This is a genomic window from Streptomyces fuscigenes (assembly GCF_021556455.1).
Taxonomy (GTDB): Bacteria; Actinomycetota; Actinomycetes; order Streptomycetales; family Streptomycetaceae; genus Streptomyces; species Streptomyces fuscigenes.
The window spans coordinates 1-18,290 of record NZ_JAKGCV010000007.1 but is presented as its reverse complement, the minus strand read 5'-3'; the positions used below and the strand labels follow the sequence as shown (position 1 = coordinate 18,290).

The following is an 18,290-nucleotide window of genomic DNA, read 5'->3' as shown; positions in this document are numbered from 1 at the left end:
GGCAGGTCGGACAGAGCGGGTTGCCACCGTGGCCGTAGCGGTGAGTGGGCTGGTGGCAGCGGGCACACGGGCCCACCTGCTCGGACGGGCACGCCGGGGCGACCGGTCTGCGAGGGGCGGCAGTCTCCATACCCGCATTATCGCGCATACGTTCGAATCAGGTGCGATGGGCGCGAGTCGGCCACTCGCGGCGTTCAGCGGCCGTAGGCGCTGTGGCACAGGGATGCCGCCTGCGGGATGACGTGGTCGGCTCGGGCGCACAGATTCCGCATCTGGGAGGTCGGTGCCGTGCGGCGCCGCGAGATGCGGACGGGTGCGGGCGCCCAGCGCGGGCGGGCACGGTGGTGCGGACGCTGGAGCGCCGGTCGCGGCCTCCACCGGTAGTGCCGGCCACCGGCCGCGCCGGTGAGCTGCCGTACGTGCCGATCCGCTGCGGCGACCCGCTGGTGCGGCCGGTGGACGGCGGCGTGGTGCTCCTGGTGGGGCGCTGGCTTGCCCATGGTGGTGAGGCGGGAGACTCCTGCTGCCTGAGTGGGGGGAGCCGGCCGGGTGGAGACGAACGCGGCAGCCGCCCGGACCCCGGCCGCAGCGGAGGCGGGCGTGGCCCGGGGCGCCGCGGGCTGCACAGTGGTGCAGCCGGTCACCAGGGCCGCGGCGAGCAGCCCGGCCGCAGGAGCCTTTGCGGCGATCATGGAGCGCATGGTGCCCACTGTGCCGCCCGGGTCCGCTGCGCTGGTGCCGGCGCACGGCCGGGCCACCGCAACGGATGAACCACCGGGGCCGGCAGGTGGACGACAGTGAGTGGCACGATCGCGGACCCTGCAACCTACGCCTGAGAGCACCCGTTGATGGTCGCGTCGTGGGTTGTCTGCGCGGTGGACTGGTGACGGAAACGAGAGGGCGGAGTTGGGCGTCGACGATGGCGGCCACTTGGCCCGGCCCCGGGGGGCCGGGCCTGTCTGCCGTGGTGGATTGCGGTCAGCTCGGCTGTCCTGTGGGCATGATCGTGACCTGCTGGAGGTTGACCCGCGGCGGCTGGGAGGCGAGGAAGCCGACGGTGTGGGCGACGTCCTCGGAGGTCAGCCACTCCATCGTGTCCTTGGATCCCTCCAGCCACTCGCGTGCGGCGGAGAACGTGACGTGGCTCTGGAGTTCCGTGCCGACGATGCCCGGTTCGATCGCGGAGACGCGGACGTTCTTCGCGCCCAGTTCGGCGCGCAGGTGCCGGGAGAGGTGCGTGACGTACGCCTTGGTCCCGGAGTAGACGGCGAAGTTCGGGAAGATGTTCTGTGCGGTGATCGAGGAGGTGTTGATCAGGTCGCCGACGCCGCGCTCGGCGGCGGCCTGGACGAGCTGAGGGACGAACGCGCCGATGGTGTTCATCAGGCCGGTGATGTTCAGGTCGATCTGGTGCTGCCACTGGTTGGTGGCCAGCTCCTCGATCGGGGCGGGGAGCATCACCCCGGCGTTGTTGAACAGGATGTCGGCGCCGTCGAACGCGGCGGCGACCCGGTCGGCCGCGGCGCGTACGGCCTGCGCGTCGGTCACGTCCACGGCGAGCGCGAGCGCGGTGCCGCCGTTCTTCTCGATGCGCCGGACCAAGTCGGTGAGCCGGTCCTCGCGCCGGGCGATCACGGCGACCTTCGCGCCGAGTGCGGCGAGGTGCTCGGCGGTGGCTTCTCCGATGCCGCTGGATGCGCCGGTGACGACGGCGACGCGGCCGGTGAGGGGGGCCAGGGGAGTCAGCAGGCTCATTGCGATGTACCTTCCGATGCGTGTGCAGTGGCGGCCCGGTGCCGCTCATCCAGAAGAACACCGCCTGACCTGCGGAAAAGGGCCCCGATAGGGCACTGCGGTGACTGGTACCGGCAGGGCCACCCGCAGCGCGAAGTGCCGCACGCGTGTGGCGCGACACTGGGGGTATGGACAGCCGAAGCGAGCTCGCCGACTTCCTGCGCACGCGGCGCGGCCGCCTGAGCACGGACCAGGCCGGACTGCCGGACGACGGCCGCACCCGCAGGGTTCCGGGGCTGCGCCGCGACGAGGTCGCCCGCCTGGCGGGGATGAGCACCGAGTACTACACGCGCCTCGAACAGGGCCGCGCGGGCAACCCCTCGCCGGAGGTCCTCGACGCGCTGTGCCGCGCCCTGCGGCTGGACACGGCCGAGAGCGAGCACTTGCGGGACCTGCTGGCCCGGCCGAGGGCCGGCGGGCGTCGCGCGCCGGCCGCGCCGCAGCGCGTACGGCCCGGCCTCCACCTCATGCTGCAGACGCTGGAGCACGTGCCGGCGTACGTCCTGGGCCGGCGCACCGACGTCCTGGCCTCGAACCGGCTCGCCCGGGCCGTCCTGACGGACTTCGACGCGCTGCCCGCGCCGGCCCGCAACCTGGCGCGCTACTACCTGCTGGACCCCTCCGCGCGCGAGAGCGTGGGTGATTGGGAGCGCATCGCCGCCGAGACCGTGGCGATCTTGCGTCTGGAGGCAGGGCGCCGTCCGCACGACCGGCAGCTCGCCGACCTGGTTGGTGAGCTCACACTGCGTTCACCGGAGTTCACGACGTGGTGGAACGACCACCGGGTGCTGCGCTGCACGCACGGCCGAAAGGTCCACCACCACCCCGTGGTCGGTGACCTGCACTTCGACTTCGAGTCCTTCCCCGTCCCCGGGGACGCCGAGCAGACCCTGTACGTGTACAACGTGGAGCCGGGCTCCCCGAGCGAGGAGGCGCTGAGCCTGCTCGGGTCCTGGAACTCACCCGCCCCCGACACCACACCCTCGCACCGCGCCTGAACCAGCCGCGGCGCGGTGGCGAGCAGATCAGGCGCCGGTTTCGTCGAACCATGCGCGTAGGGCCTGGAGGAGCTTTTCCGGTTGTTCCTCGGCCAGCCAGTGGCCGGAGTCCTCGATCGGCCGGACGGTGACGTCGTCGGCGACCTCGAGGAGCATCTTCTCGGCGATGGGCAGAAAGAAGCTGGCCGTCCCTCCGAGTGCGAGGACGGGCATTTTCAGCTTGCCCTTCTGCGCGAGGACGCGCCGGTTGTCCTGCGCGTCCTTCTCGAAGGCCCTGAACAGTTCGAGGCCGGCGCGCATGGCCCCGGGCTGCGTGTAGTCGGCGACGTAGCGTTCGGCGTCCGCCAGGGAGATCGCGTCGGGGTTCGCGCTCAGCCTGACGTAGAACGAGCGCAGGTAGTCGAACTCGTGGCCGGCGATGAGCATGTCGGCGGCGTTGTCGGCGGCGCCGTGCAGGTGGAAGTGCCAGATCCTGTTCTGGCTGTACGTGCTCGTCGCCACCGCGCTCTCATACCCGTTGGTGCCCGGGATGGGGGCCTCGGAGACCATGAGGCGCTCGACTTCCTCGGGCCACAGCGAGGCATAGGCGTAGCCGACCAGCATTCCCAGGTCGTGGCTCAGGACGGTGATCGGGTTGCGCACTCCGAGATGGTGCAGCAGAGCCCTCAGGTCGCCTGCCATGGTCTGCTTGTCGTAGCCGCCTGCGGGCTTCGAAGAACCGCCGGCCCCGCGGACGTCGGGAGCCACGACGAACCAGCCGTCGGAGCGCAGCGGCTCCATGATGTGGCGCCATTCCCACCATGTCTGGGGCCAGCCGTGCACGAGCAGGAGCGTTCGGTCGCGCCCGCCGTCGACGGGCGCAGTGCCGGCGCTCACGTAGTGGATTCGCAGGCCCTCGCGGTGGAACATCCCATGGTGGAGGTCAGGCATCGTGCAACTCCTGCGACGGGCGGCTGCCGCCCACCGCGTGCAGTGGGCGGCATCACGCGAGGTGCCGTGTGGCCTTACGCTGTGGCGGCCTTCACGTGCTTGCGGATGTGCTCGGCCCACGTCTCCGGGTCGTCGACCGGGCTGAAGTGCCCGGTGTTCTTCATGAAGTGCAGGTCGAAGTCGCTGTAGTAGTCGCCCAGCGTGTCGCTCCACTCGGTGGGGAACAGCGCGTCGCTGTCCGGCCACAGGATGGTGATGTTCTTGGAGAACCGGTCACCGGGCGCCGGCTTGGTCTCGTTGGCGTAGAACGTGATGGGGTTGCCCTCTGGGTAGCGGAACCACATGGCGCTGGCCACGAACGCCCCGGGCGCGGAGTGGTTGTCGGTCAGGTGGTCCAGGAGGGCCGCGGGTGCCGGCGAGCCCGGGGGCGACCAGCTCTCCAGGTTCTCGCGCAGTGCCGCGCGGACGGCTTCGGGCTTGCCGTCGATCAGGTCCTCCACCAGCCGCGTCTTGTACATGATCGCGTGAAGGAAGGCGTTGACGGCCTTCTCTTCCAGGATCCGGCGCCCGACGCCCAGGGTGGGCGGTGCGATGACCAGGGAGCGTGCGAGGTCGGGGCGCTTCATGGCGATGGTCTGGACGGTGAAGCTGCCCACGTCGTACCCGCACAGCACGGCATTGCTGATGCCGAGTTCCTCCAGGAGCGCGATCACCCCGTCCACCTGGCCGGTGAGGGAGTAGGCGTTGCCCACATTGTCGAGGTGCTTGTCGGACTTCCCGTACCCGCGCAAGTCCGGGGTCACGACATCGACGTCGTCGCCTAGGAGCGGAATGACTCGTTCGTACTCCTTGTGATCTCCCGGATTGCCGTGCACGAGCAGGACGGGGGTCCCTTCACCCGAGCGCTCGTAGTGCAGGCGGAAGCCTTGAGTCGGCTGCGAAAACGGCATGATGCCCGCCTTTCCGCTGGGCCTCGACCCGCGGCGGACCATCGACTCCGTGGTGCGGCCCACGCTGCGGCGGAGGCTCGGCAAGTACTTTGTCGGCTTCCAATACTTTATGGGGAGATTGTGCGGTCTGCACGCGGTCTCTATCCCGGCGCTCCGGCACCCTCGTGTCCGTCTGTGGCCTGGACGTGTCCGTGCTGGGCCGGGCCGCTGCGGGCCCGGACGACCGGGGCGATGAGCCGGTCGTAGACCTGGGAGCCGACGATGCCGCCGATGAGGGGGCCCGCGATCGGAATCCACCAGTAGCCGCTGAACCACTTGAACGTACCCGGCAGCGCGAGCGTGCCCCACCCCTCGAAGAAGGTGAACAGGCGAGGGCCGAAGTCACGGGCCGGATTGATCGCGTAGCCCGCATTCGTCCCGAAGGTAAGACCAATGGCAAAGACCACCAGGCCGATCAGGAACGGCCCGAGGTGGGACCCGGGTGCCAGGTTCTTCTTGTCAACGAGCGCACAGATGGCCACGACAAGGACCCCGGTGCCGACGATCTGATCGAGGAGCGGTCCCCACCACGAGTCGCCGAAGAACTGGGCCGGGAACGTCGCGAAGATCGAGAAAGTGTTGATGGACTGCTGCCGCCCGGTGCCCGCCGTGAGGTTGAAGGCGTCGATCGCCCAGTGGTAAGTGGCGTACACGAGCGCGGCCCCGACGAACGCGCCCGCCAACTGGGCGCCCCAGTACGGCAGCACCCTGCGCCAGGCGAGCGCCCGGCGAACCGCGAACGCCAGGGTCACCGCTGGATTGAGGTGCGCCCCCGTGACACCGCCTGCGATATACGCCCCGACCATCACGGCGAGCCCCCAGCCCCACGAGATGATCAACCAGTTGCCGGAGCCGAACGGCTCGGCTTGCCGACCCGACGTCGGCAGGCCCACAACGGCTACGGCCACCGATCCGCAACCCAGCAGGATCAGTACCAGCGTGCCGAGGAACTCGGCCAAGACTTCACCGCCGAGCCCCTCAGCACAACCACGCCGCCGCACACCCTGAACAGCCACGTCCACTCCCCTCTGCCGGGCGGCTGCACGCCGCGCTCACACCGTGCCGACGCTAAGGGCAACGACGCGACCCGGCGTCCCGACAGCCGCAGGGACAGGGGGATACACCCACTCGGCCGCATTCGTAGCGCGCACGCCGGCCCTGCCGGCGAAAGAGTGGGCGCCGGCCGTCGCCGCAGCCTGCTACGGCGCCGGGTCGTAGGTGACGCGGGTGTCGTCACAGTCGGCGGCGTCCTGTTCCAGGGCGGCGAGTTCGGTCGGGTCGGCGGCCAGGCGCCAGCGCAGTTTCGTGGAGACCCAGTCGGAGAGGTAGTGGCACTGCGCGTCCGCGGCAGGCGGCATCCACTCGGCCGGGTCCTGGTCGCTCTTGCTGCGGTTGGACTTCGCGGTGACGGCGACCAGGGAGCGGGGGGAGGTGAGGTCGTTGGCGTAGGCCTCGCGGCGGGCCGGAGTCCAGTCGGAGGCACCGGAGTCCCATGCTTCGGCGAGGGGCACCATGTGGTCGATGTCGAGACCGGACGCAGCCGTGACAGTGGTGTCGTCGTAATACGAGCGCCAGGCTCCGCCGGTGATCTTGCAACCGGGCCCGACCGACGGAGCGGTGACGGCTTCCTCGATGAGGACCTCGGCCCGGGTGTTGCAGCCGTCCTTGTCCGCGTCGATCCAGTGCTTGAACTTCGCGCGCTCGTAGCCGGCGCGCGCTTCGGGCGCGACGGTCAGGGCGTGGATGCCGTCGGCGACCGGCATGGTGGTGGGGGCCGGCATGTTCGCGCGGGCTGGCGCCGCGGCGATGAGGGGCAGGGCGGTCAGCAGGGCGAGGCCGAGGGCCCGCAGGGTGGTGGTCATGCCTGTTCGTAACGCGGGCCGGCCCTGTCCCGCTCTGTATCTGACGCTACGTCACTCATTTGGTGGGGCGGGCGCTCGGGGCGCGTGGGTAGCGCGTGCGCGCGGGACGCGCACGGACTGGCAGGGCTACTACATCATGCTGTGCACTTCCGGCACGACCTGTGTGGGAGCGGGCGCGGACAAGGGCCTGGGATGGCCAGCCCGGTGCCCCTGGGGACGATCGTGGCCTGGGTAGGCTCGCGGTGAGCGACAGCGAACGAGTACGCCGCAGGAAACGGGGTTCACGTATGGATTGGCAGGACTACGCGTTGCGGCTGGCGTCGATGTCTCGGGAGCTACTCGCGCAGGATTCCGTGGAGGGGACGCTGGAGTGCATCACGACGTCCGCGGCCGCGTTGGTGGAGGGCTGTGAGGCGGCCGGTGTCCTCGTCTTGAATGGCCAGCGCGTGCACAGCCACGCTCCGACCAATGTGCTGGTGGTGCAGTCCGACATGCTCCAGGAGGCCGTGCAGGAGGGCCCCTGCTTCGACGCCAGCCGCAATGGGGAACCGGTCTACCGCCTGGCCGATTTCGCCGAGGGCTCCGGCCGGTGGCCGCGCTTCGCGCCTCGCGCCCGTGATCTCGGCATCGGCAGCATGATGGGCTTCCTGCTCTACACCGAGGAGCAGCAGCTGGGCTCGCTCAACCTGTACTCGCACCGGCCGGGTGCCTTCACCGACGACAGCGAGACCGCGGGCTGGGCCCTGGCCTCCCACGCGGCGGTAGCCCTAGCCGGGGCCCGCACGACCCAGCAATTCCAGCAGGCTATGGACAGCCGCAACACCATCGGCGCGGCCATGGGCATCATCATGGAGCGCTTCCACCTCACCGAGGCGAAGGCCTTCGACACGCTGCGGACCCTCTCCCAGGAGCGCAACATCAAGATGCGCGACCTCGCCCGCCAGATCGCGGACAGCGGCGACATCGAACGCTGACACGCTGTTGCGAGCCGCAGGTCACCTATACGGCGGCCGCCGGCGGGACGGGCGCGACCGGGCGGGAAGGGTGACAGGGTGCTGTCTCCGCCGATCGCGCCGATGCTCGCCCGTCCGATGCCCGCCCTGCCGCCGGCGGGTCGGGCGCCGATGTTGTATCAGCCGAAGCTGGACGGTTTCAGGGTGATCGTGTTCGTCCGCGACGGCGCCGTCTACCTTCAGTCGCGGCGGGGCGCGGACCTGACGGGCGCGTTCGTGGACGTCGCCGCCGGCGGCGTCCAGTTCGCGGGGGAGGACGTCGTCTTGGACGGCGAACTCGTCGTCCTCGGCCCCGAGGGGCGCCTGGACTTCGGGGCGTTGCAGCAGCGCGCCCGCCGCCGCGGCCGGACCACGACCGCGGCCGCCGTCGCGCACCCCGCCCATGTGGTGGTCTTCGACGTCCTGGAGCACCGCGGCCGCAGCCTCCTGGGCCGCCTGCAGGCCGAGCGGTGGGAGCTGCTGGTCGAGCTGTTCGCCCGCCGGGCCCTGCGGGCGCCGTGGACGCTCATCTCGTGCACCCACGACCGGGAGCAGGCGGCCGGCTGGCTGGAGCCGGTCTATGCGTCGGTCGGTATCGAGGGGGTCATGATCAAGACCGTGGGCGGCGTGTACCGGCCGGGCGAGCGGACCGGCGCTTGGTCGAAGGTCCGCGCCTACGACACCACCGAAGCGCTCGTCGCCGGTGTCACCGGCCGCCCGAGCGCGCCGACGACGCTGCTTCTCGGCCGACACGGCCCGGGTGGGCGTCTGTGCCTGGTCGCTCGCACGACACCGCTCGCCGCGACCGACCGTGCCCTGCTCGGTGCGCTGCTCACGCCGGCCGGGCCCGGGCATCCCTGGCAGGACGTCAGGTTCAGCGCGTCGTGGGGCTCGCGGGAGCCGCTGGAGTTCACGCCGGTCGAGCCCGAGCATGCGGTCGAGTTCCGCACCGACAGCGCCGTCGACCCGGCACGCGGCGGGGGACCGGGGCGCCACCGTCACCCCGTGCGCTTCCTACGGCTGCGCACCGACATGGACCCGGAGACACTGTGAGAGGCCGCCGGCGGGTGTCGGGCCTCCTTCCCCGCCGACGGCCCCCGGCCGCTCCATGCCCGGCACCCGCCCCAAGGGGCGGGTAGAGGCCGGGGCCGGGGAGGTTAGTGCCAGGCGGTGCAGACGGTCTTGGTGCCGGGGCTGGTGGCGCAGGCGCGGGCGGAGTAGCCGGGTCCGTCGTAGCGCCATCCGCCGGTCGTCGACTGGAGCGCGGGCCGCTTCGCGTCCATGGTCGACCCGGGGCGCACGTGGTAGCTGCCGGCGCGGCTGGCGCGCCCGCCGTGGCGGATCTCCAGCCACACCGAGCCGCGCTCGGGGATGTAGGCCGCGCCCAGGACGTGGTCGTGGCCGGCCTGGCGCCGGACGTGGAGCTCCACCAGGGCCCCGGGGTGTCCGGCGGCCTGAACGCACAGCCGGTCGCCGGCGATCCGGCACCCGGCAGCGGAAGCCGGCGCCGCCAAGGCCGGGAGGATCGCCGCGGCGGCCAGCAGTGCGGTGATGATCGTTCGTCTCATATCGGGTCAACCCCTGGGTGGGCGGGGGGACACGGGACATCACCCGCAGGGGGACGACCGGTCGGCCGCGAGCGCCGCACGGTGGGCCGGCGCTGACTTGCCCTACAACTGGCCCTACAAGTTGCCGTTCAAGTGGCCCTTCAACTTGCTCTTCAAGTTGCCCTACAACTTGCCTCGGGCACTGCTCGTTCCAGGGCGGCCCGCCCGGGTTGACGTGCGGGTCCAGGGAGTTGCGAGGACGTACTGCCGACGCCGACTACTTCCCTCAGGCACCCTGCCGGGAAGTCCGGCTCGGGATCCGCCGGCTCCCGGGAATGGTTCAGGCGGGAGCGCCGGCGCCGGGCCTGCTTGGCTGGTGACCGCCCGTTCCCAGGGCGCGCCGGGGGCCGGGAGCGGGCAGTGCCGGGGGTGTGGCGAGGACGCCGCGGGCGCGCAGTTCGTTCAGGTCGGGCAGGCGCACCCCGGGCAGCGTGTTGCGGAGGTCGGCCTCGGGGGCGCGGACGCCGTGCGGAGAGTTCGCAGGACCGGAGCCTAGGGCACGTCGTGCAATCACGTGATCATCGTATGCCTCGCGCGCACGTGCGCGCGAGGCCGGAGGCGGGTGGGAGGCGGGCCAGACCGCCCGCCGCTGCGGCACTTCACGCGCGCCGGCGGCCCATGACCTCTGCCCCCGTCATACCGGTGCTGAGGCGGATCCAGACGGAGCACAGCGCAGCCCACGGTGCCAGCTCAACGACTGTCACGAGCACCAGGCCGAGCCACGCGTCGCCTTTTACGGGCTGGTCGAACATGAGGTAGTTGAAGTAGCCCACGGTGCCCACGGCTACCGCGAGCAGCGCCCATGCCCACGGATTGGATGGCATCAGCTCCAGGAAGGCGCCGGCCACCCCGAGCGCGACCACACAGAACAAGGGAACCCCCGCAGCCTCCAGTGAGCCAAGCCCGTGGTCGTGGTGCAGGGACGGATAGACGGTGACGTCCAGCACCACCGCCATGGCAATGGCGTATAGGCCGAGCAGAGTGATGGTGAGGGCGGTGGCCCAACGGGGCCACGGTGGACGCCTCTGACGTCCGGAGCCCTCCACCTCGTTTGCGCTTGGGTGATGAGTCATGCACGCATTGTGCTGGGTGCTGGTGGAGCCGGGTGAGCGTTCATTCAGACTGCCCTGAGGAAAGACGAAATTCAGCTCGGCCGCGCCAACCTGAACAGGCCTTGACCTGCGAAAGCCTGGCGCCCCATCAGGAAGCCGGCGGCCCGCTGGCCGCCTGTGGTCTCGTGGTCAGCGGCATGCGCACGGGGCGGGTGTGTCTGTGGTGGTGCCGGGGAGCGGGGAAGCTCGCCGTGGGCAGCCTGCAGTGCTGCTTCCGGAAGTCTCGGGGCCGAGGGCCGCCTCGGCCTGCCCGAGGCTGCGGATCTGCCCGCTACCTCGTACGGGTCGGCGTGGCGGGGCCAGACGACCATTCGCGTGTCCGGTTGATCACATTCCGCTAAGACGGGCCAACTTTTTTTACTTCCGAATTATCCCTTTTGGTCCTTCGGGGTGTTCCTCTGCCCTTACGTCTCACGGAGCGTGACAATTCGCCAATGCCCCCTCGGACCAGGCGGTTTCAACGCCTCCGGGAAGGCCGCAGAGCTGACGTGTTGTCTAGACCGCTCGCAAGGATGGCAGTTGCGATCCCATTCGAGCGACATTCGCCGCAGCGTTGACCCGGTAGTCTCATCTCAACTCTTTCCAGAGGTCGGTTGGAGGGCTCCGCGCGGGCACTACCACCCGGGCCGGGTCAACAGACCCGGTCACCCCTCGAGGAAGGAGTTCGGCAGCATGGCCGACTCTGAAAGGTCGCCGCAGGAACGGAGCGATGGGGCTCCCGGTTCGCAGGACCAGGACGATCTCCTGGAGAAGCCGAACCGGCCCGTTGAGCTCCCGGACTCGCACGACCCGGAGGAGCCGGACGGCGTGACGTGGCAGACATGGGTCAAGCTGGCGACGGAGGTTCTCCCTCTCGTCACTGCGATCCTCGTCCTGATCCACGGCAACGGCGGATGAGGAAGGCAACCTCACCCGCCGCCTGATGCCGATGCCGGCAGACGTGGCCCGCGTTCTAGATTCCACTCCTGGACGCGGGTTGCGTCGTTTTTAAAAAGTGGACGCACGTGCTCCTGTGAGGGTTACCCACGAGTCACAGCATCACGCTGTCGCACTGACCCTGCCGCTTATGCACGCCCAGTGGAACACGTTTTACCCCTTACCGGTACCACCACCGCGCGTAGATGCCGATATTTGACATGCTGTCAGCGCTCTCGACTAGGTCACGAACGACGACCCGTGACCCTTAACGGTACCCTTCGCGTACGGGACGCAATTGCAAGGAGGTCCGGGATGGCCCGCGGAACAGCGAAGTTCGACGCCGAGATCCTGCGCTCTCTACGGCAGAACAAAGAGGTCGACGGCCACAAGCTCAGCGCCGCCGACCTCGCCCGCGCACTCAAGACGTCGAAGTCCAGGATCCTCGCCTACGAGTCGGGAGCCTCCGTACCCGAACGCCCTAGGATCCTGGAACTGGCCCGCATCTTCGGCGTCCACCCCCGCGAGCTCTACGAGCCCGGAGGAAACCACCTGACCCAGATCAAAGACCTCCGCTCCTACGCAGGACTCACCGCCGCCGACCTCGCAACTCAACTCAAGATCAGCCGTACCGCCTACCGCGCCCTCGAAACGCAGGCCGTACTCCCCGCCCGGGACGGCACCCTGCTCCTGAGGCTCGCAGACCAGCTCCACGTCCCCCTTCGCATGGTGCACCGAGCCCTCAACAACCACCCCGCAGCAGCCTCCCGCCGGGACGCGATCGCCGACCATCTCGGCCACCTCTTTCAGCGAGGCCGAGAACGCCACCGCCTCGCCGTCGTCAACCCTGACGAGGACGACCTGATAGCCGTCGCCGCACTGCTGCGACGGCCCGTCAGCGTGGTGTGCCGGCTCGTCAACCTCGAACTGAGCCTGTACCGAAGCATGGTCAGGCGCTTCGCCGCGCTCGAAGTCGAAGCGGCATACGCCCAAAGCGAGCGCCAGGCAAACGCGGCAGCCACAGAGCGTGAAGACCTCCGAGCGCGCCTGGACACGGCACCCGCAACCGCCGCATCGACGCTCGCACGCTTTCTCGCCGAAGCGCTCACGAGCCAGGAGTGGCGCACCCTCGCCACCCTCGTGATGCCCAAGAACACGATCTCAGCCGCTCAAACCGATCCATTCTGGTACGAAAGCGATGACCCCTACGAAGGGCTCATCGCGCGAGGACTCGTCCTCGTAGACCACGAACGACGAGCCGACGACATCCAACACGTCATAGTGACCACCGAAGGCCTCACCCTCACCCGCCGCCACCGCAACCGATACGGCGCCCTCTACCCCCGCATCCCCGCACCCCGCATAGCGAACGCACTCTGGTCCAAAACTTCGCCTGTTGCCACATAGTCACCGCATCACTGGTCAGCGAGCATGAGGACCACGCCCCGGGGCCCGTCGACCCCGGATGGTCTTACGCGCGGGTGCCGGAAGTCCCACGCGGGAATCGGGTGCTGTTCATCCGGCGGCGGGTTGGGGTGCGTGCAGGGCCGCGGCGACGTTGCGGGCCGTGGTGGCGGTCTGAGTGGGCAGGTAGGTGTCGAGGGCGTCGACGTCGTCGCTCAGGCGCGTGGAGAGGCCGTGCAGGCAGGCTTGCGTGAGGAGCAGCATGGGGTCGCTCTCGGGCGTGCGGGCTTGTTCGGCAGTCCGCTGTCCCCAGGAGTAGTCCATCCCGTTCTCGTCGTCGGCCTCGCTGGGGGCGGGCTCGCCCAGGAGGCCGGCGAGTAGCTGCTGCTCCGAGGAGCCGGGTCCGGCGGCGCGGCTGCGCTGCTGGTCGGTCTGGAGGTACCAGTTGATTCTGTCCTGGCTCATGCCGTCGCGCTGGCAGTAGGCCGCGATCAGCAGGGAGGCCTTGTCGAGGGAGTCCGCGGCGTCCGTGGCTCGGTACAGCGTCATCCGCTCCCAGTCGTGTACCAGGTCGGGCTGGGTGTAGCGCAGCACTTCCTCGCACTTCAGCACCGCTTCGGCGACCAGCTGGTGGATCATGTGGCGCAGCGGCTCGGGCATCGGGCTCTCGTCCATACCGGCACGCTAGAGCGGCTGCGCGCTGGCACCGGCGGGCGACGGGCACGTGGTCCCCCAGACGGACGCCGCGGCAGTGGACCTGCCACCCTGGTCGTCCGCGCCCAGCGCGGCTCGCCTCATGAACGGATCACCTGATGCCAGACGACCCCATCGCCCAGAGCGGGGCCGTCGCCGCGATCGGTCGCGGCGATGACAACTCGCCCGGGTCGACGCGGCCCTGTCCGTGATCAAGTCCGATGTCCTTCACCTCCGGGTGGAAGCCGGGTCGGCCGCCACCCGCCTCGCCCTCATCGAGGACCGGCTCGCTGCCCTGGAGTCCAAGATCGACCGCAACCATGCAGAGATCGTCGGCCTGTTGTCACGGCTGGTGGGCGAGGACCCGAACGCCATCTGACCCCCCTCCGTACACGGGCAGGGCCCGGAGCCGCCTGGCTCCGGGCCCTGCCCGTGTGTTCGCCTCAGGCGGCTTCCCAGTGGTGGGGGCGGGCGCCGCGCCATTCGACCCACGCGGGATCGTCCAGCAGGCCCTCAGGGTCCAGTAGGCCCGCGGCTTCGAGGAAGACGATCAGGTCGTGGTCGGAGTGCGCGAGACCGACGATGCGGTCGCGGATGGTGACGCGCCGGCCGCCGGTGGCCGACGGCCGGTGCACGACGATCGGAACATCTGCCATGCTCCCCAGCCTGCACCCCTGGCCCCCGAGCCGCCGCGTCCTCCCGGCCAAGCGGCGCGCGGGGGGTGGAAACCGCAGACTCAAACAGCATGCAGAATGCCAGATTGGCATTCTGCATGCTAGTTTGTGGTCATGGTGATGAGTACTCAAGATCTGCTGCGGCTCACCGTGGCCGCCTTGATGGCGCAGACCGGTGAGCGGCAGTCGGACCTTGCTGCGGGTATCGGGCAGACTCAGGGCCAGGTGTCCCGCAAGCAGAAGGGGCAACGCTCCTGGTCCCTCGATGACGTCGACTTGCTGGCCGCGCACTACGGGATGCTCCCGCTGGATCTGCTGGCGGGGCCGACGCACGCGGCCGAGAGGCTCGCCCCCGCGTTGCACAGTCGGGGCGGACGGCAGACACCGCCGGCTCCCGTGCCCACCGTCGGCAGCCCCGCACCCGTCACACCCCCGCCCGCCGTGCCCGCTGCGCCGCCCGCGGAGCGCGTGCCGGCGCCCCTCGCGCCGGCGCAGCCCGAACCGTCGCCCGAGCAACCGCCGGCCCCGGCCCCGGCCCCGGCCCCGGCGCCTCGGCGGCGCACGTCCCCCTCCGCCCCCCTCGCGGACGAGATCCGGGCGACGGTCACGCGGACCCTGACGGAGCACCAGGGCGACCTGGAGACAGCGAAGGCGGCGCTCACCAGGAGCGCGATTCCGGACGTGATGGCCCTGTTCAAGTTCTCCCGCGTCGGCGGCCGCTACGAGCACACGGAGTTCCCTCCGACCGCCGACCTGTTGAAGAAGAAGAGCCAGAAGGGCGCCGACGAGGTGTGGGAAGGCCGGCCGAAGTGGCGCGCGAGCGAGCTGCACCGCGCCGCCGGCGCGGGCCTCATGCGCCTGGACGTCACCGCCCTGGACATGAACGCCGCCTACCTCGCCGCGCTCAAGACCCATCTCCCGATCGGCCGGCTGGTGCCCTCGCCCGGTGACGAGGCCGCCCTCGACCCCCGACGCTCGGGCATCCACCGCATCACCCCGCCCCAGTGGACGACCTCCGACCTCCCCAATCCGCTCGGCGCCCGGAAGGTCCCAGGCGACCTGTGGATCGCAGAACCCACGCTTCGCCTCCTCCTCGACTGCGCGAAAAACGGCCTGTGCAAGGCGCCCACCATTCACGAGTCGCTGACGTCTGGCAGCACCGAAGGGCTGCTCGAGAAAATGCGCCGCGCCCTGGTGGAAGTACGCAAGGAAGCCATCGCGAAAGACGACGAACTCACCACGGAATACGTGAAGTTCATGTATTCTAAGTTCGTGTCCACCATCGGAGAATCCAGCGCCAACCGCGAGATTCGACGGCCCGACTGGATGCACATTATCCGAGCGCAAGCATTCGCGAACCTCTGGCGCAAAGCACAGAAGGCACACGCGTCCGGACTGACAGTCATCGAAATGTCCGGCACCGACGAATTGCACGTCGCCGGTGACTGGCGCCAGGTGTTCGGGGAAGGCCGCGACCTGTCCCAGGTGAAACAGAAGCGCACATACACGCTCGGAGGCGACCAGTAATGGCCAGAGCATCCGAACTGTGGCCCGCATGGCAGCAATTCGGCGCCCAGGGCAAGAAAGGCGCCGAAGCCCTCATGGCCGAAGTCGACCGCCTCGTCCGAGAAGGCGGCATCACCTCACCCATCACCACCCACCGCGGCCTCAACGCCCGCCTGCGCTACCTCTCCAGCCCCGCCGGGAAAAAGGCACTGCAAGAGCACGGCGTCAGCCCCCGCCTGCTGCGCTCCTGGAAGGCCGGCAGACACCCCAGCGCGGCCAAGCGCGACGCCGTGGAGAAGGCATACCAGGAGCGACGCCGCGCGAACCTGATCCGCTCCGGCGCCCTCGTACGCCTACTCAACAACGATGGCCAAGGCCGACGCATCGAGATCTACCCCGTCGACCAGTCCCACGTCCTGGGCGGCTACTCGGCCGGCCCCGGCACCGGCGGACGCGCACGCCACAACGTCGACCAGGTCCGCAGCATCCAAGGCCGCTACATCTGGGACGACGTCGTGGCCGCCTACGCGGACGGCGACGTGGACGCTATGGACGACATCTGGCTCGACGTCATCCAAGACCTCGACTCCATGTACGCCGCCTACGCCTACGTATCGAGCATCAGCATTGGCGCCTGACCCCCACACCCCGCCGAAGGCCCCCGGACGTCGTACCAGGCGACTAGGGGCCTTCTCGCGTTCCAGGGCGCAGCAGGACCGCCGAGGCGCAGCAAAGGCGGCGAGAGGGCCCTCAGAGCCTTTTCTCCCGGGCGTGGCCCAGGGCGCCACACGGCACGCCGCACACTTCCCTAGCGGGCCTTAGCGGCCGAAACGCCGTGCGCCTTTGGCGCGTTCACCGGAAACCGGCCCCTGAACGGCCTATGGCCACAGTGGCTTCGTTCCCTTTCAGTAGCAGCGTTTGTCCAGCCGTTTGGGCAGCGAGTGCCGGTGCGGGCCTCATGCATGTTCGCGTGAAATGACGTCAGTGCATGTGACGGCCCGCCGCCCCTCAAGGCGGCGGGCCGTCGAGCCCGGACCGTCCGGCGTCAGAACGGCAAAGAGGCCCGTCTGTCAGCCTCCGCTGCCAAGCGCGTCGAGAATGTGTCGCCAGGCAGCCGCGCCCAGGAGTGCGTCAGCTTCGGGTGTGCCGCCGTATTGGAAGTGCGGGGAGGCCGACACCGGGCTTTCACCCGGAAGTCGTGGTCGGTGGCCAGCATCATGGCGAGTGATCAGCTCCACCTGGACGTCGGCCGAACGCCGACGTTGCGCCAACTGTTCGGCGAAGGGCAGGGACGGCCACATCGCGTCGTCGCCTCCCGCGACAAGCAGCAGATCAGCCTGGGCCTTCTCAACAGGTATCTCCGCCGAAGGAACCAGATGGTTGAAGGTCGTCTCGCTGAGTTCGTACCATCCGCGGATCGCCACCGGACCGCCATTCGGTTGTGTGGCCGGCCAGGTATCGTCCATCGGTACGAAGGGAAGTGGCTGCTCCCGCCACGTCCAGGACGATCGGTAAGGCAGCCGTTTGCCGTCGCGGCCTGGTCCGACGTTGCACCAGACCCGCGAGGTCGGCGACAGCGCAATCACCAGGTCCACGCGCGGGTCGTGCACTGCGGTGAGCAGAGCTGCTTCAGCCCCTTTGGAGACGCCGAGGATGCCGATGCGGCGCGCCCCACTGGAGCGGAGAAGATCGATGGCGTTGATGAAGGTTTCCAAGGGGACTTCGCAGATTCCCGGAGACTGTCCGGGCCCACCGAACCAGCGGATCGCCAAGGTCGCAATGCCATGCTCGGCAAGGATGCGTGCTCTCTCACGTTCGATGCGTCCGCTGGAGCCCGCCAAGACCAGAACGCCGACGTCAGAGCCAGCCAGTGGAGTAATCAGGACGCCTTCCCAAGGGTTGGTTAGCTCGTGCTCTGTCAGTTGCATGTGGTACCTCTGCCGTCTGCCATCAGGTGCTCGGTGTGCTGGGGCAGCCTATTCGGCCTTGGTGCCCCGCACGGGTGACAGGCGATTCCGCGCTGACCCGCTATCCGTGGAGGCGAGAGCAGGAGCTCCCACAGCTGGCCGTGGCTTCGGCCCGGGTCGGGTGGTGGCGAGGCGGTAGGAGTTTCGACGTCACTGGGGCACTTGCCAGGACAGCATCGAGGTGCTCCTGGCGAAAGGTCCTGGTCATGCCGCAGATGTCCAAGGTCGAGTTTGGTCCGGCGCTACGTCTCAGACCGGAAGCCGAAGATCGGCAGAAAGGAACCGCCCCTACGGGCCGCCGCTATTTCGGTAGACCCATTTTAGAGCGCTTGTGTATCGGTGCCCGCCTCTACGGGGGAAAAGGAAAGGCTGTTTTGGGGTGCTGGCAGGGTATTGCTATTCATGCATATTTGGGGAATTTTTGCAGGGTTAGGGAGTGTTTATGGGAATTAGTAGTATAGACCAGTTAGGGGGGTGGTTGTTGGTGTGTTGTGGTGATGGTTCGTCAGTTCGGTGTGTCGTGGCGGGGTTTTTCGTGCGGTGGGGGCGGGTACATAATGTAGTGATGCAGGGACGAGGAGGAGAGAGGCCGGCCCGGCATCAAGCACCAGGACAACGGAGACGCCCCATCAGAACCACGTAAGACCAGGGGATTTCCCCGAAACGAGGTCCCCGCTCCTCGTAGCCAGCCAGCAGGACCGGCCGAAGGCCGGGCCCGGACCGAAGGTCCGAGGTCACCGAAGGTGACCAGCCAAGGGAGGCCGCAGGCCGACCGATCGCGCGAAGCGCGGTGGCATCGCTGGCGTTCCGTAGGAACGCGCGTCGTGTCTCCGAAGGTGACCGCGCG

General features: G+C 69.1%; 20 protein-coding genes. 8 read left to right on the top strand and 12 right to left on the bottom strand.

The genetic code is table 11. The annotated features are described in order from the left end of the window. Nucleotides 1-194: 194 nt before the first annotated feature. Complete coding sequence (locus tag L1885_RS01980; RefSeq protein ID WP_235795177.1) at nt 195-692, bottom strand: hypothetical protein; 498 nt, start codon at nt 690-692, stop codon at nt 195-197. Nucleotides 693-978: 286 nt separating this feature from the next. Continuing rightward, nucleotides 979-1,755, bottom strand: coding sequence for an SDR family oxidoreductase (locus L1885_RS01975; protein ID WP_235795176.1), 777 nt, complete (start codon nt 1,753-1,755; stop codon nt 979-981). A 167-nt stretch (nt 1,756-1,922) separates the two neighbouring features. Here L1885_RS01975 and L1885_RS01970 point away from each other — a divergent pair, with 167 nt between their 5' ends. Continuing rightward, nucleotides 1,923-2,792 (top strand): helix-turn-helix transcriptional regulator, encoded by an 870-nt coding sequence (locus L1885_RS01970; protein ID WP_235795175.1) that lies wholly within the window; start codon nt 1,923-1,925, stop codon nt 2,790-2,792. A 27-nt stretch (nt 2,793-2,819) separates the two neighbouring features. Here the strand turns inward: L1885_RS01970 and L1885_RS01965 are convergent, their stop codons facing one another. The 4 genes from L1885_RS01965 to L1885_RS01950 all read right to left on the bottom strand — a co-directional run bounded on the left by L1885_RS01965 (nt 2,820) and on the right by L1885_RS01950 (nt 6,573). Then, a complete protein-coding gene (locus L1885_RS01965; protein WP_235795174.1) occupies nt 2,820-3,722 on the bottom strand; it encodes an alpha/beta fold hydrolase in 903 nt (300 codons plus the stop codon). Between the two features lie 74 nt (nt 3,723-3,796). Further along, on the bottom strand, nt 3,797-4,672 hold the full coding sequence (locus tag L1885_RS01960; protein ID WP_235795173.1) for an alpha/beta fold hydrolase: 876 nt from the start codon (nt 4,670-4,672) through the stop codon (nt 3,797-3,799). A 140-nt stretch (nt 4,673-4,812) separates the two neighbouring features. Further along, the gene (locus L1885_RS01955; RefSeq protein ID WP_235795172.1) at nt 4,813-5,727 is read right to left on the bottom strand and encodes an MIP/aquaporin family protein; all 915 of its coding nucleotides are present in this window, start codon (nt 5,725-5,727) and stop codon (nt 4,813-4,815) included. 183 nt (nt 5,728-5,910) lie between these two features. Continuing rightward, nucleotides 5,911-6,573 carry an HNH endonuclease family protein gene (locus L1885_RS01950; RefSeq protein ID WP_235795171.1) on the bottom strand — a complete coding sequence of 221 codons (663 nt, stop codon included), beginning with the start codon at nt 6,571-6,573 and terminating at the stop codon, nt 5,911-5,913. Between the two features lie 323 nt (nt 6,574-6,896). On the opposite strand from L1885_RS01950, the gene L1885_RS01945 reads away from it, so the two are divergent. Beyond that, a complete protein-coding gene (locus L1885_RS01945) occupies nt 6,897-7,547 on the top strand; it encodes a GAF and ANTAR domain-containing protein (RefSeq protein WP_235795170.1) in 651 nt (216 codons plus the stop codon). 102 nt (nt 7,548-7,649) lie between these two features. Next, on the top strand, nt 7,650-8,618 hold the full coding sequence (locus L1885_RS01940; RefSeq protein WP_268983480.1) for an ATP-dependent DNA ligase: 969 nt from the start codon (nt 7,650-7,652) through the stop codon (nt 8,616-8,618). 104 nt (nt 8,619-8,722) lie between these two features. On the opposite strand, the gene L1885_RS01935 is transcribed toward L1885_RS01940, so the two are convergent. From L1885_RS01935 to L1885_RS01925, 3 genes are all read right to left on the bottom strand, one after another. Continuing rightward, nucleotides 8,723-9,133 (bottom strand): hypothetical protein, encoded by a 411-nt coding sequence (locus L1885_RS01935; protein ID WP_235795168.1) that lies wholly within the window; start codon nt 9,131-9,133, stop codon nt 8,723-8,725. 319 nt (nt 9,134-9,452) lie between these two features. After that, nucleotides 9,453-9,686, bottom strand: coding sequence for a hypothetical protein (locus tag L1885_RS01930; RefSeq protein WP_235795167.1), 234 nt, complete (start codon nt 9,684-9,686; stop codon nt 9,453-9,455). Between the two features lie 85 nt (nt 9,687-9,771). Further along, a complete protein-coding gene (locus L1885_RS01925; protein ID WP_235795166.1) occupies nt 9,772-10,128 on the bottom strand; it encodes a hypothetical protein in 357 nt (118 codons plus the stop codon). Nucleotides 10,129-10,956: 828 nt separating this feature from the next. Here L1885_RS01925 and L1885_RS01920 point away from each other — a divergent pair. Both L1885_RS01920 and L1885_RS01915 read left to right on the top strand, forming a co-directional pair. Next, a complete protein-coding gene (locus L1885_RS01920; protein ID WP_235795165.1) occupies nt 10,957-11,181 on the top strand; it encodes a hypothetical protein in 225 nt (74 codons plus the stop codon). Between the two features lie 333 nt (nt 11,182-11,514). Beyond that, nucleotides 11,515-12,606, top strand: coding sequence for a helix-turn-helix transcriptional regulator (locus L1885_RS01915; RefSeq protein WP_235795164.1), 1,092 nt, complete (start codon nt 11,515-11,517; stop codon nt 12,604-12,606). A gap of 108 nt (nt 12,607-12,714) precedes the next feature. Here the strand turns inward: L1885_RS01915 and L1885_RS01910 are convergent, their stop codons facing one another. Further along, complete coding sequence (locus L1885_RS01910; RefSeq protein WP_235795163.1) at nt 12,715-13,278, bottom strand: hypothetical protein; 564 nt, start codon at nt 13,276-13,278, stop codon at nt 12,715-12,717. A 226-nt stretch (nt 13,279-13,504) separates the two neighbouring features. On the opposite strand from L1885_RS01910, the gene L1885_RS01905 reads away from it, so the two are divergent. Beyond that, nucleotides 13,505-13,675, top strand: coding sequence for a hypothetical protein (locus L1885_RS01905; protein ID WP_235795162.1), 171 nt, complete (start codon nt 13,505-13,507; stop codon nt 13,673-13,675). 64 nt (nt 13,676-13,739) lie between these two features. Here the strand turns inward: L1885_RS01905 and L1885_RS01900 are convergent, their stop codons facing one another. Beyond that, a complete protein-coding gene (locus L1885_RS01900) occupies nt 13,740-13,952 on the bottom strand; it encodes a hypothetical protein (RefSeq protein ID WP_235795161.1) in 213 nt (70 codons plus the stop codon). 132 nt (nt 13,953-14,084) lie between these two features. On the opposite strand from L1885_RS01900, the gene L1885_RS01895 reads away from it, so the two are divergent. Both L1885_RS01895 and L1885_RS01890 read left to right on the top strand, forming a co-directional pair. Further along, nucleotides 14,085-15,497: a helix-turn-helix domain-containing protein gene (locus L1885_RS01895; protein WP_235795160.1), complete on the top strand. Its 1,413-nt coding sequence runs from the start codon at nt 14,085-14,087 to the stop codon at nt 15,495-15,497. Further along, the gene (locus tag L1885_RS01890; protein ID WP_372481840.1) at nt 15,497-16,114 is read left to right on the top strand and encodes a hypothetical protein; all 618 of its coding nucleotides are present in this window, start codon (nt 15,497-15,499) and stop codon (nt 16,112-16,114) included. Before L1885_RS01895 ends, L1885_RS01890 begins: the two co-directional genes overlap by 1 nt. A 432-nt stretch (nt 16,115-16,546) precedes the next feature. Here L1885_RS01890 and L1885_RS01885 read toward each other — a convergent pair whose 3' ends face one another. Next, a complete protein-coding gene (locus tag L1885_RS01885) occupies nt 16,547-17,404 on the bottom strand; it encodes an acyl-CoA thioester hydrolase/BAAT C-terminal domain-containing protein (protein ID WP_235795158.1) in 858 nt (285 codons plus the stop codon). Between the last annotated feature and the right edge of the window lie 886 nt (nt 17,405-18,290).

Coding starts and splice junctions, on each gene's coding strand:
- L1885_RS01915 (WP_235795164.1), top strand. CDS start 11,515: ATGGCCCGCGGAACAGCGAAGTTCGACGCCGAGATCCTGCGCTCTCTA.
- L1885_RS01920 (WP_235795165.1), top strand. CDS start 10,957: ATGGCCGACTCTGAAAGGTCGCCGCAGGAACGGAGCGATGGGGCTCCC.
- L1885_RS01975 (WP_235795176.1), bottom strand. CDS start 1,755: ATGAGCCTGCTGACTCCCCTGGCCCCCCTCACCGGCCGCGTCGCCGTC.
- L1885_RS01970 (WP_235795175.1), top strand. CDS start 1,923: ATGGACAGCCGAAGCGAGCTCGCCGACTTCCTGCGCACGCGGCGCGGC.
- L1885_RS01980 (WP_235795177.1), bottom strand. CDS start 692: ATGATCGCCGCAAAGGCTCCTGCGGCCGGGCTGCTCGCCGCGGCCCTG.
- L1885_RS01960 (WP_235795173.1), bottom strand. CDS start 4,672: ATGCCGTTTTCGCAGCCGACTCAAGGCTTCCGCCTGCACTACGAGCGC.
- L1885_RS01935 (WP_235795168.1), bottom strand. CDS start 9,133: ATGAGACGAACGATCATCACCGCACTGCTGGCCGCCGCGGCGATCCTC.
- L1885_RS01945 (WP_235795170.1), top strand. CDS start 6,897: ATGTCTCGGGAGCTACTCGCGCAGGATTCCGTGGAGGGGACGCTGGAG.
- L1885_RS01885 (WP_235795158.1), bottom strand. CDS start 17,404: ATGCAACTGACAGAGCACGAGCTAACCAACCCTTGGGAAGGCGTCCTG.
- L1885_RS01890 (WP_372481840.1), top strand. CDS start 15,497: ATGGCCAGAGCATCCGAACTGTGGCCCGCATGGCAGCAATTCGGCGCC.
- L1885_RS01910 (WP_235795163.1), bottom strand. CDS start 13,278: ATGGACGAGAGCCCGATGCCCGAGCCGCTGCGCCACATGATCCACCAG.
- L1885_RS01895 (WP_235795160.1), top strand. CDS start 14,085: ATGGTGATGAGTACTCAAGATCTGCTGCGGCTCACCGTGGCCGCCTTG.
- L1885_RS01900 (WP_235795161.1), bottom strand. CDS start 13,952: ATGGCAGATGTTCCGATCGTCGTGCACCGGCCGTCGGCCACCGGCGGC.
- L1885_RS01925 (WP_235795166.1), bottom strand. CDS start 10,128: ATGGCGGTGGTGCTGGACGTCACCGTCTATCCGTCCCTGCACCACGAC.
- L1885_RS01940 (WP_268983480.1), top strand. CDS start 7,650: ATGCTCGCCCGTCCGATGCCCGCCCTGCCGCCGGCGGGTCGGGCGCCG.
- L1885_RS01950 (WP_235795171.1), bottom strand. CDS start 6,573: ATGACCACCACCCTGCGGGCCCTCGGCCTCGCCCTGCTGACCGCCCTG.
- L1885_RS01965 (WP_235795174.1), bottom strand. CDS start 3,722: ATGCCTGACCTCCACCATGGGATGTTCCACCGCGAGGGCCTGCGAATC.